At 61.2% G+C, this 26,287-nt stretch carries 23 protein-coding genes and 2 tRNA genes; 10 read left to right on the top strand and 15 right to left on the bottom strand.

All coding sequences use genetic code 11. From position 1 onward, the window contains the following. The first annotated feature begins 9 nt into the window (after positions 1-9). From ACE3PH_RS04130 to ACE3PH_RS04115, 4 genes are all read left to right on the top strand, one after another. On the top strand, positions 10-948 hold the full coding sequence (locus ACE3PH_RS04130; RefSeq protein ID WP_374316730.1) for a YicC/YloC family endoribonuclease: 939 nt from the start codon (positions 10-12) through the stop codon (positions 946-948). Between the two features lie 48 nt (positions 949-996). Continuing rightward, positions 997-1,617: a guanylate kinase gene (gene gmk, locus ACE3PH_RS04125; protein WP_374316729.1), complete on the top strand. Its 621-nt coding sequence runs from the start codon at positions 997-999 to the stop codon at positions 1,615-1,617. 33 nt (positions 1,618-1,650) lie between these two features. Beyond that, positions 1,651-1,854 (top strand): DNA-directed RNA polymerase subunit omega, encoded by a 204-nt coding sequence (gene rpoZ, locus ACE3PH_RS04120; protein ID WP_374316728.1) that lies wholly within the window; start codon positions 1,651-1,653, stop codon positions 1,852-1,854. Positions 1,855-2,006: 152 nt separating this feature from the next. After that, positions 2,007-4,220 (top strand): bifunctional (p)ppGpp synthetase/guanosine-3',5'-bis(diphosphate) 3'-pyrophosphohydrolase, encoded by a 2,214-nt coding sequence (locus ACE3PH_RS04115; protein ID WP_374316727.1) that lies wholly within the window; start codon positions 2,007-2,009, stop codon positions 4,218-4,220. A gap of 19 nt (positions 4,221-4,239) precedes the next feature. Here ACE3PH_RS04115 and greB read toward each other — a convergent pair whose 3' ends face one another. Beyond that, positions 4,240-4,812, bottom strand: a complete 573-nt coding sequence (gene greB / locus ACE3PH_RS04110; protein ID WP_374316726.1) for a transcription elongation factor GreB — start codon at positions 4,810-4,812, stop codon at positions 4,240-4,242. Positions 4,813-4,960: 148 nt separating this feature from the next. Here greB and ACE3PH_RS04105 point away from each other — a divergent pair, with 148 nt between their 5' ends. The 4 genes from ACE3PH_RS04105 (at position 4,961) to ACE3PH_RS04090 (ending at position 10,024) form a co-directional block, all read left to right on the top strand. Further along, complete coding sequence (locus ACE3PH_RS04105; RefSeq protein WP_374316725.1) at positions 4,961-5,620, top strand: excisionase family DNA-binding protein; 660 nt, start codon at positions 4,961-4,963, stop codon at positions 5,618-5,620. After that, positions 5,613-6,755 (top strand): ATP-binding protein, encoded by a 1,143-nt coding sequence (locus ACE3PH_RS04100; RefSeq protein WP_374316724.1) that lies wholly within the window; start codon positions 5,613-5,615, stop codon positions 6,753-6,755. Before ACE3PH_RS04105 ends, ACE3PH_RS04100 begins: the two co-directional genes overlap by 8 nt. A gap of 71 nt (positions 6,756-6,826) precedes the next feature. Next, the gene (locus ACE3PH_RS04095; protein ID WP_374316723.1) at positions 6,827-7,207 is read left to right on the top strand and encodes a response regulator transcription factor; all 381 of its coding nucleotides are present in this window, start codon (positions 6,827-6,829) and stop codon (positions 7,205-7,207) included. A 54-nt stretch (positions 7,208-7,261) separates the two neighbouring features. Further along, complete coding sequence (locus ACE3PH_RS04090; protein ID WP_374316722.1) at positions 7,262-10,024, top strand: PAS domain S-box protein; 2,763 nt, start codon at positions 7,262-7,264, stop codon at positions 10,022-10,024. Between the two features lie 61 nt (positions 10,025-10,085). Here the strand turns inward: ACE3PH_RS04090 and ACE3PH_RS04085 are convergent. From ACE3PH_RS04085 to ACE3PH_RS04025, 13 genes are all read right to left on the bottom strand, one after another. Further along, positions 10,086-10,162, bottom strand: a tRNA-Arg gene (locus ACE3PH_RS04085). A gap of 116 nt (positions 10,163-10,278) precedes the next feature. Beyond that, positions 10,279-10,355 (bottom strand) — tRNA-Arg (locus ACE3PH_RS04080). Between the two features lie 54 nt (positions 10,356-10,409). Continuing rightward, positions 10,410-11,663: a heme biosynthesis HemY N-terminal domain-containing protein gene (locus tag ACE3PH_RS04075; RefSeq protein ID WP_374316721.1), complete on the bottom strand. Its 1,254-nt coding sequence runs from the start codon at positions 11,661-11,663 to the stop codon at positions 10,410-10,412. Between the two features lie 12 nt (positions 11,664-11,675). Further along, entirely contained in the window at positions 11,676-12,734 is a 1,059-nt protein-coding gene (locus tag ACE3PH_RS04070) for a uroporphyrinogen-III C-methyltransferase (RefSeq protein WP_374316720.1), read from the bottom strand. Positions 12,735-12,852: 118 nt separating this feature from the next. Then, complete coding sequence (locus ACE3PH_RS04065; protein ID WP_374316719.1) at positions 12,853-13,650, bottom strand: uroporphyrinogen-III synthase; 798 nt, start codon at positions 13,648-13,650, stop codon at positions 12,853-12,855. A gap of 4 nt (positions 13,651-13,654) precedes the next feature. Further along, entirely contained in the window at positions 13,655-14,605 is a 951-nt protein-coding gene (hemC, locus tag ACE3PH_RS04060) for a hydroxymethylbilane synthase (RefSeq protein WP_374316718.1), read from the bottom strand. 45 nt (positions 14,606-14,650) lie between these two features. After that, positions 14,651-15,364, bottom strand: a complete 714-nt coding sequence (locus tag ACE3PH_RS04055) for a flagellar brake protein (protein ID WP_374316717.1) — start codon at positions 15,362-15,364, stop codon at positions 14,651-14,653. 10 nt (positions 15,365-15,374) lie between these two features. Beyond that, positions 15,375-15,725: a flagellar protein FliT gene (locus tag ACE3PH_RS04050; protein WP_374316716.1), complete on the bottom strand. Its 351-nt coding sequence runs from the start codon at positions 15,723-15,725 to the stop codon at positions 15,375-15,377. Next, positions 15,722-16,180 (bottom strand): flagellar export chaperone FliS, encoded by a 459-nt coding sequence (gene fliS / locus ACE3PH_RS04045; RefSeq protein ID WP_374316715.1) that lies wholly within the window; start codon positions 16,178-16,180, stop codon positions 15,722-15,724. Before fliS ends, ACE3PH_RS04050 begins: the two co-directional genes overlap by 4 nt. Positions 16,181-16,300: 120 nt before the next feature. Then, positions 16,301-17,590, bottom strand: coding sequence for a flagellar filament capping protein FliD (gene fliD / locus ACE3PH_RS04040; RefSeq protein ID WP_374316714.1), 1,290 nt, complete (start codon positions 17,588-17,590; stop codon positions 16,301-16,303). Positions 17,591-17,748: 158 nt separating this feature from the next. Next, positions 17,749-19,203 (bottom strand): flagellar filament capping protein FliD, encoded by a 1,455-nt coding sequence (gene fliD / locus ACE3PH_RS04035; protein WP_374316713.1) that lies wholly within the window; start codon positions 19,201-19,203, stop codon positions 17,749-17,751. Positions 19,204-19,317: 114 nt separating this feature from the next. Then, positions 19,318-20,166: a flagellin domain-containing protein gene (locus ACE3PH_RS04030; RefSeq protein WP_374316712.1), complete on the bottom strand. Its 849-nt coding sequence runs from the start codon at positions 20,164-20,166 to the stop codon at positions 19,318-19,320. Positions 20,167-20,395: 229 nt separating this feature from the next. Continuing rightward, positions 20,396-21,241 (bottom strand): flagellin domain-containing protein, encoded by an 846-nt coding sequence (locus ACE3PH_RS04025; protein WP_374316711.1) that lies wholly within the window; start codon positions 21,239-21,241, stop codon positions 20,396-20,398. Between the two features lie 354 nt (positions 21,242-21,595). Here ACE3PH_RS04025 and ACE3PH_RS04020 point away from each other — a divergent pair, with 354 nt between their 5' ends. Both ACE3PH_RS04020 and ACE3PH_RS04015 read left to right on the top strand, forming a co-directional pair. Then, a complete protein-coding gene (locus tag ACE3PH_RS04020; RefSeq protein ID WP_374316710.1) occupies positions 21,596-23,572 on the top strand; it encodes a tetratricopeptide repeat protein in 1,977 nt (658 codons plus the stop codon). Continuing rightward, on the top strand, positions 23,569-25,137 hold the full coding sequence (locus tag ACE3PH_RS04015; RefSeq protein WP_374316709.1) for a methyltransferase domain-containing protein: 1,569 nt from the start codon (positions 23,569-23,571) through the stop codon (positions 25,135-25,137). The genes ACE3PH_RS04020 and ACE3PH_RS04015 overlap by 4 nt, the downstream gene beginning before the upstream one ends. A gap of 21 nt (positions 25,138-25,158) precedes the next feature. On the opposite strand, the gene ACE3PH_RS04010 is transcribed toward ACE3PH_RS04015, so the two are convergent. Further along, entirely contained in the window at positions 25,159-26,286 is a 1,128-nt protein-coding gene (locus ACE3PH_RS04010) for a deoxyguanosinetriphosphate triphosphohydrolase (RefSeq protein WP_374316708.1), read from the bottom strand. Position 26,287 lies beyond the last annotated feature (1 nt).

The following is a 26,287-nucleotide window of genomic DNA, read 5'->3' as shown; positions in this document are numbered from 1 at the left end:
CAAGTAACCATGTCAGTCTACTCTATGACGGGCTTTGCCAGCGCGGTCGCGTCGGCCCCCGAACACGGTGCAGAACACACCGAGGATGCCGACTCGTCCAGTTCGTCACGCAAATCCGCTTCAGGCGGAGTGGGTGCCGAGCTGCGCTCGGTCAACAGCCGGTTCCTCGATCTGAGTTTCAAACTGTCGGATGAGTTCCGCGCGCTGGAGCCTGTCCTGCGCGACATGCTGACCAGCGCTTTCCGGCGCGGCAAGATCGAGCTCAAGATGCAGCCGCACCGCGTGGCTGATTCGGGCTGGCCGCAGCCGCAACCTGAGCAGCTCATGGCGCTGGGGCGCCTGGAGAGCCAGGTTCAGAACTGGCTGCCCAAGGCGGGGGCCTTGTCGGTCAATGAGGTGCTGCACTGGTGCCGCGCGGCCACCCCGGCCGTGCGCCTGGAAGAGTCGGCCTTGGAGGCCGCCAAGCTGTGCATCGAAGAGCTGCTGGAGGCCCGCAAGCGCGAAGGCAAGCGCTTGGTGTCCATCCTGATCGAGCGGATCAATGGCCTGAAGGCGCTGGCCGAACAGGCCGAGCCTTTGATTCCTCAGGCCGTGCAGCGGCAGCAGGAGCGCTTTGTCCAGAAGTACCAGGAGGCGCTGCAGGCTGTCGGTGGTTCGGTGACGCCTGAAGCAGCCCAGGAGCGTGCGCTGAGTGAGGCGGCTGCCTACGCCCTGCGTATCGATGTGGATGAAGAGTTGCAGCGACTCAAGGCCCACCTGGACGAAATCGCCCGTCTGCTCAAGAAGGGTGGTGAAGTCGGCAAACGGCTGGATTTCCTGATTCAGGAGCTGCACCGGGAGGCCAATACCCTGGGCTCCAAGGCTGCGGCGCTGGAGCTCACGCAGATCTCGGTGGAGATGAAGGTGCTCATCGAGCAAATGCGTGAACAGGTTCAGAACCTCGAATGACGGCCGATAAGTGCCGAACGACCCCTTTCCGGCCCAAGGAGCCGTCTGATGGACTACCCCGGTAATCTTTTTGTGGTGTCTGCGCCGAGTGGCACGGGCAAATCAAGCCTGGTCAAGGCCCTGCTGGAGCTCGACTCGCGCCTGCAGGTGTCGGTGTCGCACACCACCCGCACCCCGCGTGGGCAGGAACAGCATGGGCGTGAATACTGGTTCACCACCCAGGAAGAATTCCATGCCATGGTGGGGCGTGGCGACTTCTTCGAGTGGGCCGAAGTGCATGGCAACCACTATGGCACCTCGCGTCAGGCCATTGAAGATCGCATCAAGGGTGGCGAGGATGTGGTGCTGGAGATCGACTGGCAGGGTGCCCTGCAGATCAAGCGCATCTTTCCGAATGCCATCCTGATCTTCATCCTGCCGCCCAGCTACGAAGAGTTGCTGCAACGCCTCCACCGTCGCGGCGAGGACAGCAGCGACGTCATCGAGGTACGCATGGCCAATGCGCGCGAAGAAGTGGCGCAGGCCCAGTACTTTGATTTTGTGGTGATCAATGCCCTGTTTGAAACGGCTTTGTTCGATCTGAAAACCATTGTTCACGCACAACGGTTAAAATACGCAGCTCAGCGTCGCACGAAATCGTCCGTGTTCAAGGCGCTCGATCTGGTCTGACGACCGGTTTCCCTCTGAAAAAAGGTATTTGCCATGGCCCGCATCACCGTTGAAGACTGTCTGCAAAAGATCCCCAACCGCTTCCAGCTGGTGCTCGCTGCCACTTACCGTGCACGCATGCTGAGCCAGGGCCACACGCCCAAGCTCGAATCGCGCAACAAGCCGGCCGTGACCGCCCTGCGTGAAATCGCTGCTGGCCAGGTTGGCCTGGAAATGCTGCGCAAGGTTCCGACCTGATCTTTTTGCCCTGATGGGGCTGTCCTCCAGGCCTGACGGCGGGAGGCAGCTTGTGCAATAGGCCCGCTGCGGTTCGCCATGGCGGGCCTGTGTCGTTTCTGTGATGCCATTTCTCGCGTTAGGCCGATCGGTTCCGCGCTACAGTAACTCGTATGACCCAGGCCCATGACGCTGCGGCCGCCTCGTTCGCGGCACTGACCCACAAGCTGGATTACCTCGACGAGGCGGATATCCGCCGGGTGCGCGAGGCCTATCGTTTCGCCGATGAAGCCCACCTGGGGCAGTTTCGCGCCAGTGGCGAGCCCTACATCACCCACCCGATTGCCGTGGCGGGGCTGTGTGCCGACTGGAAGCTGGATGCCCAGGCCATCATGGCGGCCCTCATGCACGATGCCATGGAGGACTGCGGTGTCACCAAGATCGAGCTGATCGAGCGCTTTGGCGCCCCCACGGCCGAGCTGGTCGATGGCCTGACCAAACTGGACAAGCTGCAGTTTTCCACGAAGGAAGAGTCGCAAGCCGAGTCTTTCCGAAAGATGTTGCTGGCGATGGCGCGCGATGTGCGTGTCATCCTCATCAAGCTGGCCGACCGCCTGCACAACATGCGGACCATGGCGGCGATGCTGCCTGAAAAGCGTGCCCGCATCGCCCGTGAAACGATCGAGATCTATGTGCCGATCGCCCACCGGCTGGGGCTGAACCAGACCTACCGCGAGCTGCAGGAGCTGTCTTTCCAGTACATCAACCCCTGGCGCTACGGTGTGCTGGCCAAGGCGGTCAAGCGCACCCGTGGTAACCGGCGTGATCTGGTCGAGCGCATCCGCCGCGAGGTTGAACTGGCCTTCAAGGAAGCGGACATGGACGTGGAAGTCTATGGACGCGAGAAGACCATCTATTCCATCTATCACAAGATGGTGGAAAAGCACCTGAGCTTTGCGCAGGTGAGCGACATCTTCGGGTTCCGCATCGTGACGCGTGAACTGCTGGACTGCTATCGCGGTCTGGGCGTGCTGCACCAGCTCTACAAGCCGTTGCCGGGCCGGTTCAAGGACTACATCGCCATCCCGAAGGCCAACGGCTACCAGTCGTTGCACACCACCTTGGTGAACCCGGTGGGCACCGCGGTCGAGTTCCAGTTACGCTCACAGGCCATGCACGGGGTTGCTGAAAAAGGCATTGCCGCGCACTGGATGTACAAGGCGCAAGAGGGCGGGCAGAACCGGCCTGACACCACGCCGCAGCAGGCCGCCGTGTGGCTGCAGTCGCTCATCGACATCCAGCAGGAAACCCGTGACTCTGCCGAGTTTCTGGAGCACCTCAAGATCGACCTGTTCCCCGAGTCGGTCTATGTGTTCACGCCGAAGTCGCGCATCATGGCCTTGCCCAAGGGGGCTACGGCAGTGGACTTTGCCTACGCCATCCACAGCCGGGTGGGCGACCACTGTGTGGCGGCCAAGATCAACGGCGAATCAGCCGCCTTGCGTACCGAACTGCACAGCGGTGATGTGGTCGAAATCATCACCTCGCCGAGCGCTCGGCCGAACCCGAACTGGCTCAATTTCGTCAGTACGGGCCGCGCCCGTTCGAAGATCCGCGCCTATCTGAAGAACATGGAGTCCGAAGAGTCGCTGGAGTTGGGCGAGAAGCTGCTGTCGCAGGCCTTGCGCGCTGAAGGCCTCACCTTGCCGCCGGGCGACGAAACCAGCGAGGGTGCGAAGGGCGCGCTGTGGCAGGCCTTGATCCGCTGGGGTGGCAACCGTAACCGCCACGATCTGATGGTCGATATCGGCCTGGGCCGCAAGATCAGCACCATGGTGGCCAAGCGCATGGCCCAGATCCTGGCCGAGGCTGGCCAGCGACCGGATGCGTTGACCTTGACAATGGGGCGCTATGCCGCCATTGAGGCACACACGGCCGGTGCCGTGGTGATCGATGGCAGCGAAGGCGCTACCGTGCAGCTGGCACCTTGCTGCCACCCGATCCCGGGTGATGCCATCGTGGGCTATCTGGGGCGTGGCGAAGGGCTGGTCATCCACACGCACGACTGCAGTGTGGGCAAGCGGCTCTATGAACGCGACAAGGAGCGCTGGATCGATGTGAGCTGGTCCGAAGAGCCGACGCGCTCTTTCGAAGCCGTCGTGTCGGTGCTGGTGACCAACGGCAAGGGGGTGCTGGCGCAGGTGGCCTCCTCGGTCAGCGATGCGGAAACCGACATCACCCACATCGAGATGGGCGACGAGCGCATCGGCGAGTCGGCCGAACTCAAGATCACCGTGTCCGTGCGGGACGTGGAGCACCTCGAAGACGTACTGCGTGTGCTGCGTCGCTGCCCGGTGGTGCTCAACGCCCACCGTGTGTGCCCCTGATGGTGTCTGAGCTCGCGCGTCAGACCGGCTGGTCTGGCGCGGTCGGGGCAGGGTAGCGCACGCTCAGAATCTCGAGCTGCTCGACCCCACCCGGCGTCCGAAACTGGATTTCCTCGCCTTCCCGGGCCTTCAGCAAGGCTCGGGCGATAGGGGACACCCAGCTGACCTCGCCTTTCAGGTTGTCGACTTCGTCGATGCCCTTGATGGTGATGGTGCGCTCCACATCGTCCTGGTTCACATAGGTGACGGTGGCGCCAAAGAAGATCTGATCATTGCCATGGTGCAGGCTGGGGTCGGCCACCTCGGCGATGTCGAGCCGTTTCGTGAGAAAGCGGATGCGGCGGTCGATCTCTCTCAGCCTTTTTTTGCCGTAGAGGTAGTCGCCGTTTTCCGAGCGGTCGCCGTTGGAGGCGGCCCAGTGGACGATCTCGACCACCTTGGGACGCTCGACGTCAATCAGGTTCAGCAGTTCAGCACGCAGGCGCTGGTAGCCCTGTGGGGTGATGTAGTTCTTGCCACCCGCCGGAAGGGCAGGCAGCGCGATGTCCTCATCGTCATCGCCCTCGTTTTCCCTAGTAAATGCTTTGCTCATAACTGATGGATTGTGCTCAATGCATCACGGTCTGTGGTCACTTTGATCGCGGTGCGGTGTGCCACGGGGGCCATGAAATCGCAAAAATGAAACCAACGGTTCCATCACTTCTGCGAGATTTTCTACAAAGCCCGACGGAGCGCACACCATGTCGCAAGTCATCCCACTCGGCCCGGCAGCCCGCATGCTCACCACCCGTGAAGCCGCTCAGCGGCTGGGGGTGTCCTTGCGGACTGTCCAGATGTGGGTAGAGGCCAGTATTTTGCCTGCCGCACGCACACCTGGGGGACATCGTCGGATTCCCTTCAGTGCGGTCGAGGCCTTGGTCCTGAGCACAGGGTTGGGGGATGAGGCGGTGGCGTCTTCTTCCCGTGCAGTCAGGCGTCATCCAAATGGTGGGGCGGCCCCGCTGGATGTCCTGCTGGTGGCCGATGACCCCGAGTGGCTGTCTCGCTGTGGTCAGGCACTGGACGTGTTCGGCCGTGGTCTGCAGTTGCGAATGGTCGAGACCGGCTACCTGGCCTTGCTCCAGATTGGTCAGCAAGTGCCTGATTTGCTGGTCACCAGCCTGGAGCTGCCAGGCCTGGACGGATTCGAGATGCTGCACACGCTGGAGCGTTGCGAATCATTGTCCGGCTTGTCGGTGATGGCGATGACCGAGTTGAGTGACATCGAGATTGATGACCGTGGCGGCTTGCCCGATGCGGTTGAACTGGTTTCCTTGCCCGTGACGCCAGAGGCATTGGCGGTGCGGATCGGACGGTGGTTGATTCACCGTCGCACCCTGTCGGGAGCACACCATGAATGACGCATTCAGACTCTTGTTCGACCAGGTCAAAAGCGGTGTGATCTGGGTGCAGCGCAATGGCATCGTGCGGTACGCCAACAAGGCGGCCGTGCAACTGACCCCGGTGATGCTGGGGCAGCCTTTGCTCGATCCGGTTGCAGAACGAACCGTGAAGGCTGCGGGGCAGGACATGCTCAAGCTGCCCTTCCATTTCGAGGTGACCACGCAAGAGGAGCACCCTGATTCGGTGCGGGCGGTCGTGATTTCTGCGCCAGTCGGATCCGACCTCATGGTCGTGCTCAACAACGTATCGGAAGAGCGCTGGTATTCACACGCACTGGAAAACCTGATTGGCTACATCGAGGCGGAGATGGCCAAGCCCATCGAATTGCTGGCGCACCAGTTGCCGCGCATTGCCCAGCTTGTCCAGACCGGCGGCTCCAGTGTCGAGCTGACCTCGCTGGTCAACCAGGCCAGCGAGCTGTCCACGAAGCTGAACAAGTTGCGCGATCTGGTGTCGGTGTTCGGCGAAAGTGCCATCCAGCGCGATGAGCGCATCCTGTTGCCGGACTTGTTGAAGAAGGCGATTCAGGAGGTCTTGCCCCAGGCGCATGAACGCAACGTCACCCTGGCGACCACCGGCCTCGATACCGACCTGCCGCCCATCTATGGTAGCGAGCACTGGTTGACCAAGGCCGTCTCGGAATACCTGGAGCACTCGGTGCGCAGTGCGCAGCGGGGCGGGCTGATCGAGCTGTCCATCCATGCTGTGGGCACGCGTGTGATGGTGCGTGCGCGCAACCAGGGCTTGTTCGTGTCGAACCACGAGCGGCGTGGCGCCTTTGTGCCGTTCGGGGTCGGGGATGGCAAACCGCCGGTCGAGGGGGCACGGCAGGGCATCGGCCTCGCTTTGAGTCAGCGCATCCTGGAACAGCATGGCGGCTCTGTCCGCATCGAGGATGACTTTGACGCTGTCGATTTCGTGCTGGAGGTTCCCGCGGGAGCCCCGGCGTCTCAGGATGCGCAATTGTCAGTCGAGCAGGCTCAACGCTACGCCCGTGACATGTCGCAATTGCTGGCACGCAGCATGGCGCGCAAGGTCAAGGTGGGTGAGGACAAGGTCACGGAACCCAGTGTCCCGGGAACTCCCCGATGAAGTTTTCGACTGGCTGGCCGACAACGCGTTGAGACGTCTCTGCCAGACCGGCGAATTGAAAGGAGGCCACCATGGCTCACCGCATTTTGATTACCGAAGACCAGCCTGATATCTGCAAGCTGATCCGCATGACGCTGGAGTTTGGCGATTTCGAGATCCACGAAGCCAACGATGGTGAATCGGGTCTGAACATGGCGCGGGCCATCCAGCCATCCGTCATGCTTCTGGACGTCATGATGCCGGGCTTGCTGGATGGCTATCAGGTCTGTCAGCGCATCAAGCAGGATCCGGCCCTGAAACACATCAAGGTGATCATGCTGACAGCGCGAGGCCAGGCAACCGATCTGGCCATGGGGGAGGCAGCTGGTGCCGATGCCTATCTTGTCAAGCCATTCAGCCCGCTTGAGTTGATCGAGCGCGTGGAGTCGATGGTGGCGACCACCGTCGCCTGATCTGCTGCGGGCGCATGCGCCCAGAGTTGAGGCCTGTTGACTCAGGAGGCTGGCATGGTCAATGAATCCGGCGAGAAGCAGGAGGTGCCACGTGTCTTGATGCGGCTCATGACGGCACTGGAAAAGTGGACCGGTGGCGTCAGGACCTCGCATGCGGTTGGTGCCATCCTGCTCATCGGCTCCGTGCTGACGATGCTCATCGTCATGGTGGTCTGGCAGAGTGAGTACCAGCGCAATCGACGGGAGTTCGAGGCCATCGCAGGTCAGGCTGAGGCCCTCATTCACGAGCGCATCGACAGCCGTGCCTGGATGCTGTCCGAGTCGGCCCGCATGATCGAGTCGGAGCGGATGTCGGGGGCCGACATCGGCTGCAGAAGCCGCGGTGAGTGGGCTTTTGTGCCGGTGCCCGACAAGTTGCATGAAGAAAACTGGCGTGATTGTCTGTCCCCGGTGTCGGCCGATGTGAACCATGTCATGCGCGTTCTGCAAGCGATCAGTCCGGATGATCGGGTTCATTTGTCACCGCAGTTGAGCGCTGCGGTGGGACAGCCTAGGTGGGTGTTGGTGCAACGCGTGGCGCAACTCGGCTGGGTGACGAATGAGTTGAGCGAGCACACCTTGTTGCCTGGTGTGGATGAGCATGGTGGCTGGAAGCTCACGTTGCGGTTGAGCCGCGAGCAGCCCGGTGGGTCCGAATGGCTTGGCGATCAGGGGCTTGCCGTGGTTCGAAGTCTGGCAGTGGCAGATTCGACTTTGATGCTGCAAATCCGCGGGGAGCGTCGCGGTGGTGGCTGGTCAGACCTGCTCTCGCGCTATGCGGGGGTGTGGATTGCCGGCATCTGCGGCATGTTCTTCACCTTGGGTGTGCTACATGCCTATCTCATGCTGATCTCTACCCGCATGCGTGCACGGGACATGGCGCGCGAAATGGGCTCTGCCTTGCAGCGAACCCAATCGCGCTCTCAGGCTGTCATGGACACAGCCGCTGATGCCATCATCATGGTGGACCAGACGGGTGCCATCCGCTGGTGCAACCGCGCCACGACCAGTATCTTTGGGCGTTCGCCGGAGGAGCTGGATGGCCTGGCAGCCAACAGCATCATCCCGAGTCTGCCTGCAGATGAAAGCGGGCTGGCTGGCTGGTTTGAGCAGTTCGGATTTTCAAATCGGGTGATGAGCCATGACACCATGGGCCGTCGGGCTGAAGGGACAGAGTTCCCGATCACCGTGTCGGCGAGCAAGGCAGAGCTGGAAGGTGAGCTGATCCAGACCTTCATTGTTCGAGATACGACCGATGCGAAGTGGGCAGAGCAGGAGTTGCTGTTGCGTGACCGGGCGCTGGCCTCATCTGCCGATGGGGTGATCATCACCTCGATGACCTTGCCGAACCAGCCTGTGATCTACGCCAACAAGGCGTTCGAGCACATCACTGGCTATGACGCCTATGAGATCCTGGGCATGAACTGCAAGATCCTGCAGGGCAGTGACACGGATCAACCGGGTGTCCATGCCATGCGGGAAGCCATCCGTGATGGCAAGAGCTGCCAGGTGGTGCTGCGCAACTACCGTAAGGACGGCACCATGTTCTGGAACGAGCTGGCCATCTCGCCGGTTCAGAGTCCGGACGGCGTGGTGACGCATTACGTGGGCGTGCAATCGGACATCACCGAACGCATGGCGGCCGAGCAGGTGCTGCACGTGCGCACGGAGCGCCTCAACGCCGTGTTTGATCTCAGCCCGGATGGCTTTGTGGTACTCGACAAGCGCGGGGAGATCTGCATTGTGAACCCGGCCTTTGAAGGCATGACCGGTTTGTATGCGGCCGACCTTGTCGGGCAATCCATGGCGGCCTTTGAAGAGCACCTGATGGCGCGCTGTCAGTCTCGGGAGCTGGTTGGCGATGGCGAGGATGCCTGCGAATACAACCCTGAAGGTGGGGGGGCTGCTGCGAGCGCAGGGGCTGTCAGCCGTCGGGAACTGCTGCACCTGCACACGCCGTGCAACCGCACGCTGATGCGTCGCGTGCGTCATGGCGGCGCCGACCGCGAGGTCGTGATGTATTTCCGTGACATCACCCAGGAGCTGGAGGTGGACCGCATGAAAAGCGAGTTCCTTTCGATGGCGGCCCACGAATTGCGCACGCCGATGGCCAGCATTTTTGGTTTCACCGAGTTGCTGATCAAGCGCCAGTTTGACGACACGCGTCGACTGGACATGCTGCAGACGATCCACCGCCAGGCCAGCATCCTGATCAATCTGATCAATGAGTTGCTGGACCTGGCTCGCATCGAGGCGCGTCGAGGCAAGGACTTCAAACGCAAGGTGCAGCGACTGCAGCCGATTGTGGAAGCCACCATCGCAGGGCTGTTGATTCACAACGACAGCCGCAAGGTGGGGCATGCCTTGCCCGAGCTGCCAATCTGGGTGGATGTGGATACCGAGAAGCTGTCGCTGGCGATCACCAATGTGCTGTCGAATGCGTACAAGTATTCACCCAAGGGCGGCGACATCAATCTGGACCTCGTCTGGCGAGATGGATTGTCTGGTCGCGAATGTGGTGTTCAGGTGACCGATCATGGCCTGGGCATGACATCGGAGCAATGTACCAAGGTGTTCGAGCGCTTCTTCAGAGCCGATACGTCCGGGAACATCCCGGGGACGGGCTTGGGAATGACGATCGTGAAGGAGATCATCGAGTTGCACGGCGGCAGGGTGGAGGTGGTCAGTGCCTTTGGCGTGGGTACCACCGTGACGCTGTGGTTGCCTGTGGCAGACGAATCGCTCGTGACCTCAGGCGAGCCGGAAATGATGGCCTGAGCCAACCCCGGGTCAGAAAGACAAAAGGGTCAGCAAGATGAACTTGCTGACCCTTGTCATTTGGTGCGGCTGGCAGGATTCGAACCCACGACCCCTTGGTTCGTAGCCAAGTACTCTATCCAACTGAGCTACAGCCGCTGAAAGACCAATACTATAGCATAGATTTCAGCGCTATGCATATTTTGTTTGGTCGACGAAGGTGTGCCCAACAAGACAAAAGGGTCAGCAAGATGGACTTGCTGACCCTTGTCATTTGGTGCGGCTGGCAGGATTCGAACCCACGACCCCTTGGTTCGTAGCCAAGTACTCTATCCAACTGAGCTACAGCCGCTGAAAGACTGCGACTATAGCATGCTTTTGTGTGAGTGCAAGGCTTTTGTCGTTTTCAAACCCGCTCAGCCAGGGCTGCCAGGCGATAGAAGCGTGCGGCCTCGTCCGTTCTGCCTTCTTCTTCAGCCAGATCGCCCAGACGGGTCCAGGCCATGCGGCGGCGGTTGGCATCCAGTTGCAGATCATTGGCGGCTGACAGCAGCATGCTGCGTGCCTTGCCCCACAACTGGCGCTCTGCCAGTGCCAGGCCGACGGCCAGTGCGACGCCAGGCGCGCGCAGTGCGGTTGATGTGGCCGCGTCGAGTCGGGGCAGCCAGTCCGCTTCCAGCCCTGCCAGGCTGACGCTCAGCGCCTGTGCGAGTGCATCGCAGGCATCAACTGGCATGGTATGGATGTTGTCCCACAGGGGGGCGAGCCATTGGCGTGCTTCTACGGCAGCGCCAAGTGAGGCCATGCGGGTGGCTCCACGGGCCACCACCAGGGGATCTTTGCGGTCATGGGCATCCAGCTGCTGCCAGACCTTCCGCAGTTGTTCCGTATCCCGGGCTGTTTCGAGGGTCTCGGTGGCCAGAGAGCGCAGCAACCCTTCGGCTGCATCGGCCGTGAAGCCCTGGTGCTTGGCCAGCAGTCGCGCGGTTTTCAGTGCTTCCAGGGGCTGGCGAGCGAGCTTGGCGGCCTGAAGGCGCAGGCGCAGAGCCTGGGTTCGGCGGCCGAGGCCTGACGGCAGGTCTTTCAGATCACGCAGCGCCCTCAGAGCATCGTGGTCTTCGATGGCGCACTCGGCCATGATGAGCCGAGCGCCTTCCTCGATTGCACGGGGGCGGCGCGTGAGTTGAGCTAGTTCGAGTGCGCGCTTGAGATGCTCATCTCGCTGCGTGCGGTCTTGCAGTCGGTGCAGGTTGCCGGCGGCCAGCAGGTGAGACAGGGCTGTGAACTCGGCGTCCAGGTTCAGGTCGGGGGTATCGGCCTGAATCGAGATGGCGCGTTGTGCTGCTTTGTATCCCCGCGTATAGCGACCTGCGAGGTACATCGACAGCGCCTCCCGAAGGGCCGCCTGGGCCACGCGATCGCGCTGCAGTGTGCGCCAACGCTTGGCTCGTTCGGGCAGCCCGACCAGGGTGTCGAGGCCTCGCACGGTGGAGTAGATTGCCAGGAACAGGACAATCAGCGTGATGACGAACAGATTGAAAGAGACGTCGGTACGCCAGCCCAGCCAATAGATGCTGACCAGGCCATCATTGCTGCCCAGCGCCGAGGCGGCTACCACCGCCACAATCGCCAGCAGGAGGATCCAGACAACGTTGCGCATCGTGGTGATCGATCAGCGGCCGCCTGCCACAGCTGCCAGAGAGGCGAGCGTGTCGTCTGGGCGGGGCAAGGTGGTGTGGGTGCACTGGCTGCTGACGTCCTTGAGCAGGCTTTGCAGCAGTTGGGTCTTGCGCGACTGCCCGTCGAAATACTTGTCGATGGTGGCAGAAGACAGGGTCAGATCGGCCACCGCGGTGGTCGGTTGACGACTGAGCAGGGCCAGTCGGGCATTGAGCAGACGCAGCTTGGTGTTCTCTCTCAGGAAGTAGGCCTGATCCGGGGCAATCAGCATGGCTTCAGGCTGTTTGATGCGGGTGATGCGGACCAGAGAGAGCGCTTCGTCCACGACCACCTTGCCGACGCGGTGGCTCCATGCCAGGGCCTGGGCACTCCAGCCTTCATCTTCCGGAGCGCTGGCTGGTGCGCTGGCCGCATGGGCGCCTTTGGCTTTGCCTTTTGAGGCCACCACGGGCTGCGGCAGGACAGGGCGAGCCAGGGCTCGACCTGCGTCGTCAACCGGCTTGACGATCATCGGGCTGTCGTCGACCAGTCGGATGGCTTCATCTAGGTGGATGACCAGAGACGACAGGTCTGCGACCCGCGTCGAGCGGATGCGGTCGATGTCGCGGGCGATGGCACGCCGCACGTTGTCGAGCCTGGGTTGGTGCGCCCGGGCCAGCCGCTCGTCCGCAGACTGCAGGGCATTGAGGAGGGGCTCGGCGCTGCCGGTCAGGGCGCTCTGCTGGATTGACATGCGCAGGGCCGCCTCAACGTCAACGACCAGATTCTCGTCACGCGACAGCGAGAGCGACTTGATCAGATCTTCAACCTGGGTGCGCTGCAGTGCCACCTCGGCCAGGCGTGTCTCCAGCAATGCTGTACGGGCGGCCGTTTCCCTTGACACATCTTGCGCCTGCCTCGACAGCAGTCGCGCTTCCGCTGCCTGGCCCTGGCTGTCTTGCTGGCGCCGGACGAGTTCCAGCTCGAGGCTTTGCACACGCTTCTGGGTGGTCCAGGCCAGCCAGATGCTGCCAGCGCTGGCCAAAGTCAGCGCGATCACAGCCCAGCGCATCCACTCGCCTGCTGGCGGTTTGCGTTCGGGCTCCGAGGGGGTGAGGGGGGGGCTTGTATCGCTCACAGTGAGGCCATTGTATCGACGCCTGCCGCAATTGCAGCACAGCTGCTCAAGGTTACCCCTGGCTACAAGGGAGGTTTCGTAGTGTGTGAACCACTGAATCGAGTGTCGGGCGTGTGTCGATCACTTGCCTGAAACCCGCATTGTGGGCACGTTGTCCGATCTTGGGGTGGGTCACCAGTGCGCGAACACCCGACCAGTCTTGCGTGGTCGGGAAGCGTTGCTGGAGGTGGTCGATGGATTCGGAACTGCTGAACAACCACACGTGCTCATCCGGGTGGGCCAGGGCGGTGCGGGCAGCGCTCGATTGGTCGGCTGTCCAGCATGCCGGCAGCCGTTGGTAGGTGAGGATGGCCCCCACTGTGGCGCCAGCTGCCCGCAACTGCTCGGTCAGCCAGGCGCGTCCTTTTGACTGCAGGGCGTCTCCACCGCTGATGATGGTGACGTGCTGATTGCGCCAAGCCATACCGGACAACAGTGGCCACAAGGCCTCGGAGTCGAACTGGGGGGCATCCTCATGTGGATGGATCACGGCGGCGATCTGCAAGCCGGATGCCGCTCCGGCTTCTTGCACCGCTTGGGCTGTTCCGGGGCCGGGGGCAGCCGCCAGGGTGTCTGCTGGCCATGGCGCACCGGAGGGGCGCAGGCGGAAGAACCATTTTGCGGAGGCCGGGCTGACGAACATGATCAGTCGCACCTGCGCAAGCTGTGCCCAGCATTGGGTCACCGCATTGGGGTCGGCAGGCCCTTGTATCTCGATCAAGGGCAAGGGCATGGCGTCCATCCCGGCCTGGATCAGTGCCGCGGACCATTGGCTGGCCTGGGGCTCGGGTCGGGTGACCAGTACCTTCATGGCATCAGGCCTTGCACAGGGCGGCCAGCCAGTCCTCACCTGCCAGTTGCTTGAGCTCTGCCGCGACAGCCACACCCATGGCGTCTGCCTGCTCTGCTGAGTCTGGTTGTCCCGACAGGCTGGCTTTGACGAGACCGGGTTGGTCCGGGTGGCCCAATCGTGCTTCGAGGTGCAGGACACCGTCCTGCCATTGGGCAAATGCGGCGAGTGGCATGGAGCAACTGCCGCCCAATGAGCGAGACACCGCACGTTCGGCCAGAACGGCCAGCCATGTTGGCTTGTGGGTCAGTGTGGCCAGTTTGTCGTGCAGTTCGGGATGGTTGCGGCAGATCTCTATGCCCAGGGCACCTTGTCCGGCGGCAGGCAGCATGAGATCAGGGGATAGCACCTGGCGAATGCGTGAACTCAGGCCCAGGCGCTTGAGCCCGGCCGCCGCCAGGATGATGGCGGCGTACTGGCCCTCGTCGAGCTTGCGCAGGCGGGTGTCGAGGTTGCCCCGCAAGGGTTCGATGGTCAGGTCGGGACGCATGGCCCTGAGTTGCGCCAGCCGACGAAGGCTGGACGTGCCCACCACAGCGCCGGCAGGCAGTTCTTCCAGACTGCCGTATTGAGGTGAAACGAAAGCGTCACGAGGATCCTCACGCTCCAGCACGCAGGCCAGCTCAAACCCGTCGGGCAGCTCCATGGGCACGTCTTTGAGTGAATGGACCGCCAGATCGGCGCGGCCTTCTTCCAGCGCCACTTCGAGTTCTTTGACGAAGAGGCCTTTGCCGCCGACCTTGGAGAGGGCGCGGTCGAGAATCTGGTCACCTTTGGTCGTCATGCCCAGCAGGTTCACCGAACGTGAAAAACGCGCCTGCAGCAGGTCACGTACATGTTCGGCTTGCCACAGGGCCAGCCGGCTTTCGCGGGTGGCAATCACCCAGGGTGTGGAGGAGGTATCGGGAGCACTCATGGCAGCGATGCTAACAGCGCTGCAGCCTACCCGCTTTGCCCGACATCAGGACAGACGCGCAGCCAGGGCCAGTCGGCGCTTCTGGATGTCGTCGATGTAGTGGTGCAGTACCCGCTCATCCATACCGCGAAGCCCGATGAGCTGGCAACCCAATCGGGAGCCGTGGCTGTCGGGGTGGATGACGCTGACGTGATGGATGACCATCTTGGTTTCCAGCCGGGTGGTGGAGTCCAGATCAATGAAGCATTGCCCGATCTCGGTGCCAGCCGGGATGGCAGGCACGTCATCCGGGAGGAACAAGGCAAGGCCTTCCAGGCTGATGTCCAGCACGCGCAAGGTCAACTGCATATCCGGCATGCCGGGGTGACGCAGGGAGGCGGACGGTACGCTGTGTGCCAGGGGTTTGACGCGGTAGCACGAGCGTCGCTGGAAGCGGTAGATCACACCGGGGATCGCCGCATTGAGGGCCTTGGTGCGATCTCCGTGTACGAGGATCAGCCCTTCGACATCGAATTGCACCTTGATGTTGTCGACGTAGGCCACGGCAAGGACTTCGCCTGACTCCAGCAGGCCCTCCAGCCGACTGTCATCGGGCTCGGCGCTGAAGCTGATGGTCTGGCGTTCGGCATCAATCGACCACAGCATGGTGGTGCAACTGATTCCACCTGGGCCACTGAGTGTGACCAAGGTGTGAGCCGAGACCATGCGATTCAATATGTCGCTGATCTCGGCGGGGGTAGACAGGCCAAATTCACTCATGCAAAGCTTGTCAGTGCATCTTCGATGGATCGGTGCGAGCGCCCATCATGTGCCCCAGGTCATTGATCCAGGGTTCGGCCAGATGGCGGATCTCTGCGTCATTGACCAGGATGCGTTGCATGATGCGGCTCTTCAAGGCCAACTCATCGGGGGCCAGTGGGTGCTCATCTGCCGCCTGCTTGAGTTGCGAAATCAGCACCGCACAGGCGCCTTCCAGTTTGACGACGGTATCCCAGTCACCGGTGCGGGCTGCCTCGAGCATGTCGTGGCTGGCATTTTCGATGGCCTGGTAGTAGGTCAGCAACGCGCCGCTCTGGATGTCGTCGTCAGCGGTTGCGAGCATGGCTTCAGGGACGTTCATGCGCGGTACTCCTTGCTGCTGGCTTCGGCTGGTTGGTTAGGGGCAATGGACAACCATGCATCACGAATCGGTGTGAGCAGGCGGGCACACTCTTCGAGTGCGGCATCGTCCGAATGCAGGTTGGCGTGAATCAGTCGGGAGGCCACGTAGCCATACAGACTGTCGAGGTTGCTGGCAACTTCGCCGCCGTGTTCGAGATCCAGGCAGGATTTCAGTCCCTCGTCGACGATGGCCAGTGCCTTGCTGATGGCGCGACACTTGGCTTCGATCTGCTGGTTCTGGATGGCGCCGCGGGCTTGCGCAATCGAGTCGAGCGCGCCGTTGAGCAGCATCGTCACCAGTTGGTGGGGCGATGCACTGCCAACACCGGTTTCGACGCCGACCCGGTGGTACATGTTGCTGGAATTGCGGGCACTGAACACACTGGCTGAGGATGAAGTGATGGTGGCGTACATCTGTCTTGACTCTCGGTGGATGCTGTTAGCAGCGTTGAAACTGTTATCGGCATCTCCCTTGTCAGCTTGAACCACTTTGGCCCCGAAGATCTCCGGATTCAGGGGGCTTTTCTGGCCTATTCAGTGGCTACTGCCATAGAGCCCCGACCAGCCGCTTGGCGGGGTCTGGTTGATGGCGCCGTACTGGGTGGCCAGGCGATTCTGAATCAGGCTGGATGAACTGGACTCGGTCGTGCTGACGCTGTCCGGCGACGCCAGAGATGTGGCGCGTGAAACAAGGCGCTGCGTTTGTGGCAGGTTGCTAGACGACACGGCCTGTTCGAGTCGCTTGTTGTCAACGTGGACGCTGCGATCAGCCTGCACAGTGACACCGAGGCCAGCGAGCCAGTTGGCAAGGCCGCTGTCTTGTGTGGCGGACTGCCCGGTGATGTTGTTCATGTGCGTTTGGACAGCGAGTGCAGTCTGTCGCGTCACATCGTCGCCGGTATGGCTCAGCTGATTCTCGACCAATGCATGAAGATCGTTGTAGGCCTCGGCAAATCGGTTGACCGCCTGCTTGATGGAGTCGGTTTCTGGCTCAATGGTGATGGTGGCCGGTCGTGTTGTGGGGGCCTGCAGTTGGAGGGATACCCCCGGGATCTGGTCGGCGACCACGTTGTCGCTGGAAGCGAAGGGCTTGCCATTGATTGCGCCGCTGGCATCGGCAGCCGACTGCGTCAATTGCATCTGGTTGCTCAGGCCGCTGCCATCAAAGCCCAGCGCAGCGAGTCCATCGCGGGCTTGTTGTCCAGTCTCATCGGTGGCGCTCACCTTGAAGCCATTGGTTGAGCCGGTTCCCGTTGACCGCAGTACCAGCCATGAGCCCGTGACGTCGGACAACACCGACGCGATGACCCCTACCCCTGCCGCATTGATTCGGTCACGGATGCGCTCAAGCGAGTTGTCGTTGGCATCTACCAGGATGTCGGATTTGGGCCAATTGGGGTTGGGCGTGAAGGTGTTGCGGCCTGCGTTCCATGAACCGATTTCGAAGTGCAGGGTACCCAGGCCAATGACGGCATTGCTGCCAGAAAAAATGGCGGACGTGGTGATCTGTGCTTGAGCCAGGGAGGCGACCGTGACGTCATATTGGCTGGTGGCGGCCTGGCTGTCCGATGTGGCGCTCACCGCCTCGTTGTCGCTGCTGGCTTGGGTGGCCGACCAGGTGTCGGTCGAGGTCATCGTCTGCGCAGCATCAAGGAACACGGACAGGGCGCCGTGGAGTCTGCCCATCGCGGACAGGCTTGCCTGAGCCGACTGCGTTTCCGCAGCAGCTGGGGGAGACGGTACTCGGCTTTGAACAGCCTGCAAGGCTGGGATCCCGGTGATGTCAAGGCCGGTGCCGGATCCCGCGGAGGAGATGGTAGCCATGGACTTGCCCTCGAACGCGTCAGAACCACACGAAGTCGTGTATGTGTACAAACCGACATCAGGAAGCGATGAGGCTTGTCGCCCTTGGTATCGTCAACTCCAGGGGATTCTTTAGCTGGCAACTGTTAAAAAATGTCGCCAGCAGCGGTCAAGTTGGCTCAGGAGTTGCTACTGCTGCTGGTGTTGTTCAGTGAATTGATCATCTGCGTCACGTAGTTGCTGTTGCTTGTCAACTTGGCCATCGCGGTGTCGAGTGCCGTGTACTGTGCGCGCAGTCGCTTCTCATAGAGGTCCACGCGGTTTTGCATCTGCTCCTGCCGCTTCTCGTTGTAATCGAGTGTGGTGTTCAGGCCTTTGGTGCGCGTGGTCAGTGTGCCTTCGAGGTCGAGCAGAGAGTCGGTCAGTGCCCGGATGCGGGTACCGATACCATCCTTTGTCGAATCGGATGAGTCTGAGTTGCCGAGCAGCTTTTTGACTTCCTGGAGATTGCCTAGCGCTGACTTGAGCTTGGATGCGTTCACCGTCAGGCCACCGCCGGATTGAACTTCGAGTCCGATCGATGACAGGGTGGTGTACGTGCTCGATGCGGAAGAACTGCCACCAATGATGGCGCGCATCTGGTTGAGGATGCTCACAGCGCCGCTGTCACCCTGCAGGGTGCCCGCGGTCTTGGTGCCTTCGTCGTACTTGGTATTGGTGCGAAGCAGGTCGGTCAAGGCGGTGTACTTCGTGGCGAAGTCCTGGATCGCGGCCGTGATGCTGTCGTTGTCCTGTCCGACGGTGATGGTGGTGGCGGTGCTGGATGCCTTGCTCAACGTGATCGTGAGGCCGGTGATCACTTCCGATAGGGTGTTGGACGTCGATGTCACGGCGACGCCATTGATGGTCGCGCTGGCATCGCTCGACGACTGGGTCAAGGTCGTGCCACTGGTCGATTGATCGGGCGCATAGGCAAAGGTGGAGAGGCCCGAGTCGTCGGTGTTGTTGCCATCCGCATCCGCCGCAGTGATGCGAAAGCCATTGCTGGCCCCGGTATCGGAGGACTGCATCACCAGCCGTGAGCCACTGGAGTCAGTGATGATGGTGGCCTTGATGCCTGCTGAACTCTTGTTGATCTTGTCGCGAATGGTTTCCAGGGTATCGGTTGCTGCAACGGATACGCTGACCGAGCTTGATCCGGCTGTGAACGTGCTGTCGGACCATGAGCCCAGCTCAATCGTCAGGGTGCCCGATGCACCCAGTGCCGCACTGCTGGACGACATGTAGGAGTTCGACACCACCGATTGCGGCTTGGCCAGGCTGTTGACGACCACGCTGTAGCTGCCGGTTTGTGCGCCGCTGGAAGTGCTGGCCGTCACAGCGGTCGAGTCCGATGACGATGCCGTGGTGGCACCCCAGGTGTCGAGTGAAGTGATCTTTCTGGCCGCGCTCTGCAGATCGGATACGGCAGACTGGATTTTCCCGTAGGCCGAAATTTTGGACTGAACCTTGCTGGCTTCCGTCTTCAGCTGTGTGATGGGCTGGCTTTCCAGCGCGACCAACTTTGTCACGATGGTTTCGGCGTCAATGCCGCTACCCACACCCAGTGAGCTGATGGTCGAGGTACTTGCCATGAGCGTGCTCCTTCACGAGCTGGTGTTTTTTTACCCGTTGAAAACGGTCATGTCCGGTACGTGTCCGGACATGTGCGGTATCGACATCGAAAGCCGGAACTTGAGAGCCTGTGTTCAGCCGCCCAGCAGCTTGAGCACCTGCTGCGGCAACTGGTTGGCCTGTGCCACCATGGCGTTGCCGGCCTGTTGCAGGATCTGTGCACGTGACAGGTTGGCCGTTTCCGATGCGAAGTCGGCATCCATGATGCGGCTGCGTGCGGCAGTCTGGTTTTCTGCAGACACTTGCAAGTTGGAAATGATGGCGTCAAAGCGGCTTTGCGTGGCACCGTAGACGGCACGCTCGCTGTTGACCCGGTCCAGTGCCTGGTCGATATTGTCGATCACCGCCCCGATTGTGGTGGTATCCGTGGTGCTGTCGATCACCACGGTGGCGTCTGTGACGGCTGTGATGCTGCCGTCAGTCGTCATGTCGGACGTCGTGACCGTGATGATGTCGTTTGTCGTGGTGTTGGCGCCGATCTGGAAATCCTGCGCACCAGCACTGGCGCCCAAGATGGCCTTTCCGTTGAAAGTGGTGCCACCCAGCACGCGAGAGATTTCGGCCTGCAGCTGTGTGAACTCTTTGTTCAGGGAGTCTTTGTCGCTGTCGCTGTTGGTCGCGTTACGCGCCTGGACTGCCAGTTCACGCATGCGTTGCAGCGAATCACTGACTTTGCCCAGCGCGCCTTCAGCGGTCTGTGCCAGTGAGATGCCGTCGTTGGCGTTGCGGATCGCGACATTCATGCCGCGAACCTGGGCATTCATGCGCTCGGCGATGGCGAGGCCGGCGGCATCGTCCTTGGCCGAGTTCACGCGCAGGCCGGAAGACAGGCGCTGCATCGACACGGAAAGCGATGCCTGTGAGGTGTTCAAGTTTCGCTGAGCATTCAGCGAATTCAGGTTGGTGTTGATCGTTTGGGGCATGTTGCACTCCTGAAGAATCCAGTGACTCCCGGCGCGCACGCCGGCCTGCTATCTGCTGGCCAAAGGTGCGGGTGGATATCTTTGACCTGTGACTTGATTTTCGGAACATTCAAGACAGTCAATCGCTGGATGTGAGGTCGAAAAACCAGCCAGTTCCGCGCTGACATCGCCCCATGAAAAAAGCCGCCCCGAGGGGCGGCTTCTTGCTTGGCGTCTGGCTGGTGCAGGTTTATTGCAGCAGCTTGAGCACTTGTTGTGGCAGCTGGTTCGCTTGGGCGATCATCGAGTTGCCAGCCTGTTGCAGGATCTGGGCACGCGACAGGTTCGCCGTTTCCACTGCGAAGTCGGCATCCATGATGCGGCTGCGGGCGGCGGTCTGGTTTTCGGTCGACACCTGCAGGTTCGAGATCACCGAGTCGAAGCGGCTCTGAGTGGCGCCGTACATGGCGCGCTCGCTGTTGACGCGGTCGATAGCCGAGTCGATGTCGTCGATCACAGTACCGATATCAGACGTGCTAGTGGTGCTGTCAATCACGACGGTGGAGTCGGTCACTGCAGTGATGCTGGCGTCGGACGTCATGTCGGTGGTGGTCACCGTGATCATGTCGTTGGTGGTGGTGTTGGCACCGATCTGGAAGTCCTGTGCGCCAGCGCTGGCACCCAGAATGGCCTTGCCGTTGAAGGTGGTGCCGCCCAGCACGCGCTGGATTTCTTCTTGCAGCTGGGTGAATTCCTTCTGCAGCGAGTCCTTGTCGCTTTCGCTGTTGGTGGCGTTACGGGCCTGCACAGCCAGTTCACGCATGCGTTGCAGCGAGTCGCCGACCTTGCCCAGTGCGCCTTCAGCGGTTTGCGCCAGCGAGATGCCGTCGTTCGCATTGCGTTGCGCCACAGTCATGCCCTTGATCTGGGCATTCATGCGTTCGGCGATGGCCAAGCCGGCCGCATCGTCCTTGGCCGAGTTCACACGCAGGCCGGAAGACAGGCGCTGCATCGAAACCGACAGGGCGGCTTGCGAGGCCGATGTGTTGCGCTGAGCATTCAGCGAGTTGACGTTGGTGTTGATGATGGAAGCCATGGTGCTCTCCTAATTTGCAAAAAAACCCGGCAACAAACGCCGGCAAGATTGGTGCGATAAACAGCTATCGCAGCTTGCCTGCCCGACGTTAGTCAACCGTATTGCCCGAAGTGGACTTGCCACCAGAACCATCGGCCGGCTAACCGGACCACGTGCCTACTTGACATTTGTGTTGCCTTGCGGGCCGTTGAATCACTTATCGGATTGGCCTTTGAAGGACTTGAGATTTTTTTTGAGTCAGGCGTAACAGAATCGAATCGCTTGAATAGGACGGGCGTGGCAAGCCATCTCGCCCTCTTGTCGATGGCGCTTCTGTCTAAACTGGTCTGTCAGTGCACTCAGCGATGACAGGCCATGCAACTCAAATCAAGAAAGAACACAAACGCTCGCGGCGTCAGGGCACCTATCGGCACATCCGGCGGAGAACTGAAGGGTGCACATCTGGCATGGGAGCGCGGTGTGATGCTGGCCAAGGCGGGTGAATGGAAGCAGGCCGAGCAAGCATTCAAAGATGCCTGCACGAAGGCACCGCAAGACCCGGTTTATTTGTTGAACCTGGCCAGAGCCGAGTTGCAGAACGGGTCTCACGTGGCAGCGGCCGACTCTGCTCAGCGGGCTTTGGCTCTGCAGCCTGATAACGAGGTGGCACTGAATATCCTGGCGCGCGCCCTGCATAGGCAGCGACGCCACCAGGAAGCCGCAGCCTTGCTGCAAGCAGCACCTGCCAGCATGCAGCGCGACGCGGTGTACTACCAGGATCTGGGTGAGTACCTGTTCAATGCGCGGATGTACGAGCAGGCTATCGCAGCGCTGTTCGAAGGCTTGGCCAGAAACATCGACCACGCTTTGTCGCACTATCGGCTTGGGCTTTCCTTCAACGCGCTGGGTTTGAAAAAGGAAGCCGTCGAGTGCCTGCGGACCGCCTTGGTGCTGGGGCTCGGGCACGGTGATCTGGCTGCGCAAAGCCTGGTTGCTTTCATCGAGCACGAAGTGTGTCGATGGGATCACGCCCGCGAAGACGTCGCACGGATGCGCGAGATGGTTCGCAAACTGCCCACGAACGCAGCAGCCTGGATTTCTGTTTTCGCACAGGTCACCTTGACCGATGCGCCCGATGAACATCTCACCGTGGCCCGTGCGTGTGCACGCTTTCATGGGCAGGGTATCAAGCCGATGCCCGTGCGCAAGCCAGAAGCGCTGCCAACTCGCTTGCGGGTTGGCTTTGTTTCGGCCGACCTGCATCAGCACGCCACATCGGCTCTGATGGCCGAGGTGTTTGAGAAGCTGGATAGCAGCCGCTTTGAGGTCATCCTCTATTCGCATGGTCCCGAAGACGGCAGTGCCATGCGAGAGCGGATGAAGCATGCCGGAGACCGCTTCGTGGAGGTGTCAGCGCTGAGTGATCAGGATGTGGCCTCGATGATCCGCCATGACGGCGTGCACGTGCTGGTTGATCTGAAGGGTCATACCCGCGATGGCCGACTCGGCATCTTTGCTCATCGACCAGCACCGGTTCAGGTCAGTTACCTCGGGTTCCCTGGAACGACGGGGGCGGACTACATGGATTACTTCATTGGCGACGCCATTGTGTCGCCGCTGAGTCATGCGGCGCACTACAGCGAGAAGCTGGCCTTGATGCCGCGCTGCTATCAGGCCAATGACCGTCAGCGTGCCTTGCCGCAACCCATGACGCGCCAGGAGGCGGGGTTGCCCGACAACGCCCTGGTGCTGTGTGGCTTCAACCAGCCGTTCAAGTTGTCCCCTGATGTGTTCGATGTCTGGTGTCGCCTGTTACAGCAATTGCCTCATGCGGTGTTGTGGTTGCTGCAGTGGAATGACCAGGCTCCCGATCAACTCAGGCAAGAGGCGGCTGCGCGTGGCATCGACCCTGCGCGTCTGGTGTTTGCGCCGCGTGTGGGCGCACGTCAGCACCTCAGCCGCTTTGCGTTGGCTGATATCTATCTGGATGCATGGCCGTGCAATGGCCACACGACGGTCAGCGACGCCTTGTGGGCAGGCGTTCCGGTGGTGACGTATTCAGGGCTGAGCTTTGCTTCTCGCGTGGCTGCATCGTTGTTGCATGCCGTCGATCTGAAGGACTACGCGACCTCCACCACGGGCGACTACGAGGCCCAGGCTCTGGCATTGGCGCACAACCCTGAGGAGCGCGTGCGCATTCGCCGCCACCTCATCGAAGCCCGTGATACGGCCGAATTGTTTGACAGCTCGGGCTTCACGCAGGATTTTGGCAAGCTGCTTGCTGCCATGGCTGAGCGCTGGTCGCGAGGCCTTGCTCCTGATCACATTGCTCTGGAAGGAGCCGCCTCATGATGTCCTTGCCCACCATCCATCTGTGCATCATCCAGCCTGCAGGTTATGTGCATGCGCTGGGTTTCCTCGATCAGGCGCGATACTTCCGCCACCAGTTTCGCCGCATGGGTGCGGAGGTGTCGCTGGCCAAGAACCGCTTGCGTCATGACGCCGTGAACATCGTTTTCGGTGCCCACCTGGGGTTTGACCCTTCGCTGCGTGACCGCTATAGCTGCATCTTCGTCAACCTGGAGCAGCTTGGGCAGGGCGGGGCTGCTGTCGGCGCAGACTATGTGCGCCTGCTGTCGGGTTCGGCCGTGATCGATTACGACGCGGGTAATGTGGGTGCCTACACGTCACACACCGACGATGTGCCCATCGTGCCTTTCCTGTATGCGCCCTATCTGGACAAACACGACTGGGTGCCTTTGGAGTCGCGGCCGATTGACGTGCTGTTCATTGGCAGCATGAATGCGCGGCGCAAGGCGATGATCGAACGCATCGAGGCGCAAGGTGTGCAAGTGGCGGTGTTCGACAGCCCCTTGTATGGCCCTGAGCGTGATGACTTCATCAGGCAGGCCAAATGTGTGTTCAATGCCCACTTCTATGAGACAAGTCGCTTCGAGCAGGCGCGTGTTTCACACTGCCTGTCTCTGGGTACGCCCGTGGTGTCCGAGCGTGGGCCCTTGACCCAGCCGCACGCAGCCTTCGAGCATGCAGTGAGCTGGGTGGCTGAATCCGACCTTGAGCGATTCTTCGCTCAAGAGTTCGGCACGGCCTTGTTCTTTGAACAGGCGCGCCAGGGGTTGATGGCCTTCCAGGACAGCGACCCTATCGAAGCGTATGCCGACGTGCTGGCTTTTGCCGCGGGTTATGGCAAGGTGCATCAGGAGCAGCGCAGCCAGGCGCTCTGGCGGCCCAACCGCATCAACCTGGGTTCAGGCAAGGACTACAAGCCCGGCTGGCTGAACATCGATATCCTGGAGCGCGCGCAGCCCGATCTGTTGCTTGATCTGGGGCGCGAGGTGTCGTGGCCCGTACAGGCCAGCACCTCGTTCGGTGGCGACATGCTGCTCGAGGCCGGACACGCTGAACTGATCTATGCGAACAATGTGCTGGAGCATGTGCCGGACCTGCCGGCGTTGATGGGCAATTGCCTGGCTCTGTTGAAGACCGGTGGCCGCTTCATCATCGAGGTGCCGTATGAGCATGCACCAACTGCCTGGCAGGACCCGACCCACATCCGTGCCTTGAACGAGCGCTCGTGGATCTATTACACCGACTGGTTCTGGTACCTGGGCTGGTTTGATTACCGCTTCAGGCAAGACCACTTCGTCTACCTGGATGACAAGCTGCAGGAATGTCCGCGTGAGCGCGCTGCTTTCATGCGCGTGGCCTTGACGAAAGTGGAGACCACGCCGAAGGAGCGCACCGTGGCACGCGTGATGCGTGCTGACTTCGGTTTGCCGGAAGACATCGATGAGATGGGTGGCAGCGAAGCGGTGGCGTCACCGGATGATGTGCACCCGGGCAGCTGGGGTGACGCGCCAGCGGCCCTGGATGCGGGCCACGCGACCTGGTCCTGATGCCGGCTTGGGCTGGAAAGGTCAGAACAGCTTCAGCCCGGTCAACCGTTCGTGTTCGCGCAGCGCGAAACGGTCTGTCATGCCGGCAATGTAGTCGGCCACAGCACGGTGCCGGTCTGGCCGTTCGGTGAAGTCGGCCGGCATTTCTCCAGGCTGGGTCACATAGGCGGCAAACAGGTCGGTGATGACTTGTTTCGCCCGCGCAGTGACATCGTTGACCTGCGGATGTCGGTACAGCGCCTTGAACAGAAAGCGCTTGAGCTCGGTGCTGGCCTCCCGCATGGGCTGGCTGAAGCGGATCAGCGGCGGGCACAGGCGTGCTTCGTCGGCAGTCTGGGGGCGATGTGCCTGCACCAAGGTTTGCGTGGCATCGATCACGTCATACACCTGCTGGGACAGCATGCGGCGTATCGTGTCGAACAACAGCCGGCGACCTTTCAAGCAGGGGAACTCGGCCAGGGTTTCATCGCGATAGCGTGTGAACAACGGCACGGCTTCCAGTTGCTCCATGGTCAGCAGTCCGGAGCGCACACCATCGTCGATGTCATGGGCGTTGTAGGCGATCTCGTCGGCCAGGTTGCACAGTTGGGCTTCCAGGCTGGGTTGGTGGCCGTGCAAGAAACGGTACCCAACGCCGTTTGGCTCACGTGCTTCCAGCTCCTCGGCGTGCGTCCGTGAACAATGCTTGAGGATGCCTTCGCGCGTTTCGAATGTGAGGTTGAGTCCGTTGTAGGCGGGGTAACGCTCTTCGAGTTCGTCGACCACCCGCAGTGATTGCAGGTTGTGCTCGAAACCACCGTGGCCAGCCATGCAGGCATTCAGCGCGTCTTGTCCGGCATGCCCAAATGGGGTGTGCCCCAGGTCATGCGCCAGCGCCACGGTCTCAACCAAGTCTTCGTTGAGCCCCAGAGAGCGGGCAATGGAGCGCCCGAGTTGCGCCACTTCGAGCGAGTGGGTCAGGCGGGTGCGAAACAGATCACCCTCATGGTTGAGGAAGACCTGGGTCTTGTAGACCAGGCGCCGAAAGGCCGTGCTGTGCACGATGCGATCGCGGTCACGCTGAAAGTCGCTGCGCGTCGGCGCCGGCTTTTCGGGGTACTTGCGCCCCCGGGTCTGTTCTGGATGACTGGCGTAGGGGGCAAGGCTCATG

This window comes from Aquabacterium sp. (assembly GCF_041909175.1).
Lineage (GTDB): Bacteria > Pseudomonadota > Gammaproteobacteria > Burkholderiales > Burkholderiaceae_C > Aquabacterium.
The sequence above is the reverse complement of the archived record's forward strand: the minus strand, read 5'-3'. Positions and strand labels throughout refer to the sequence as shown.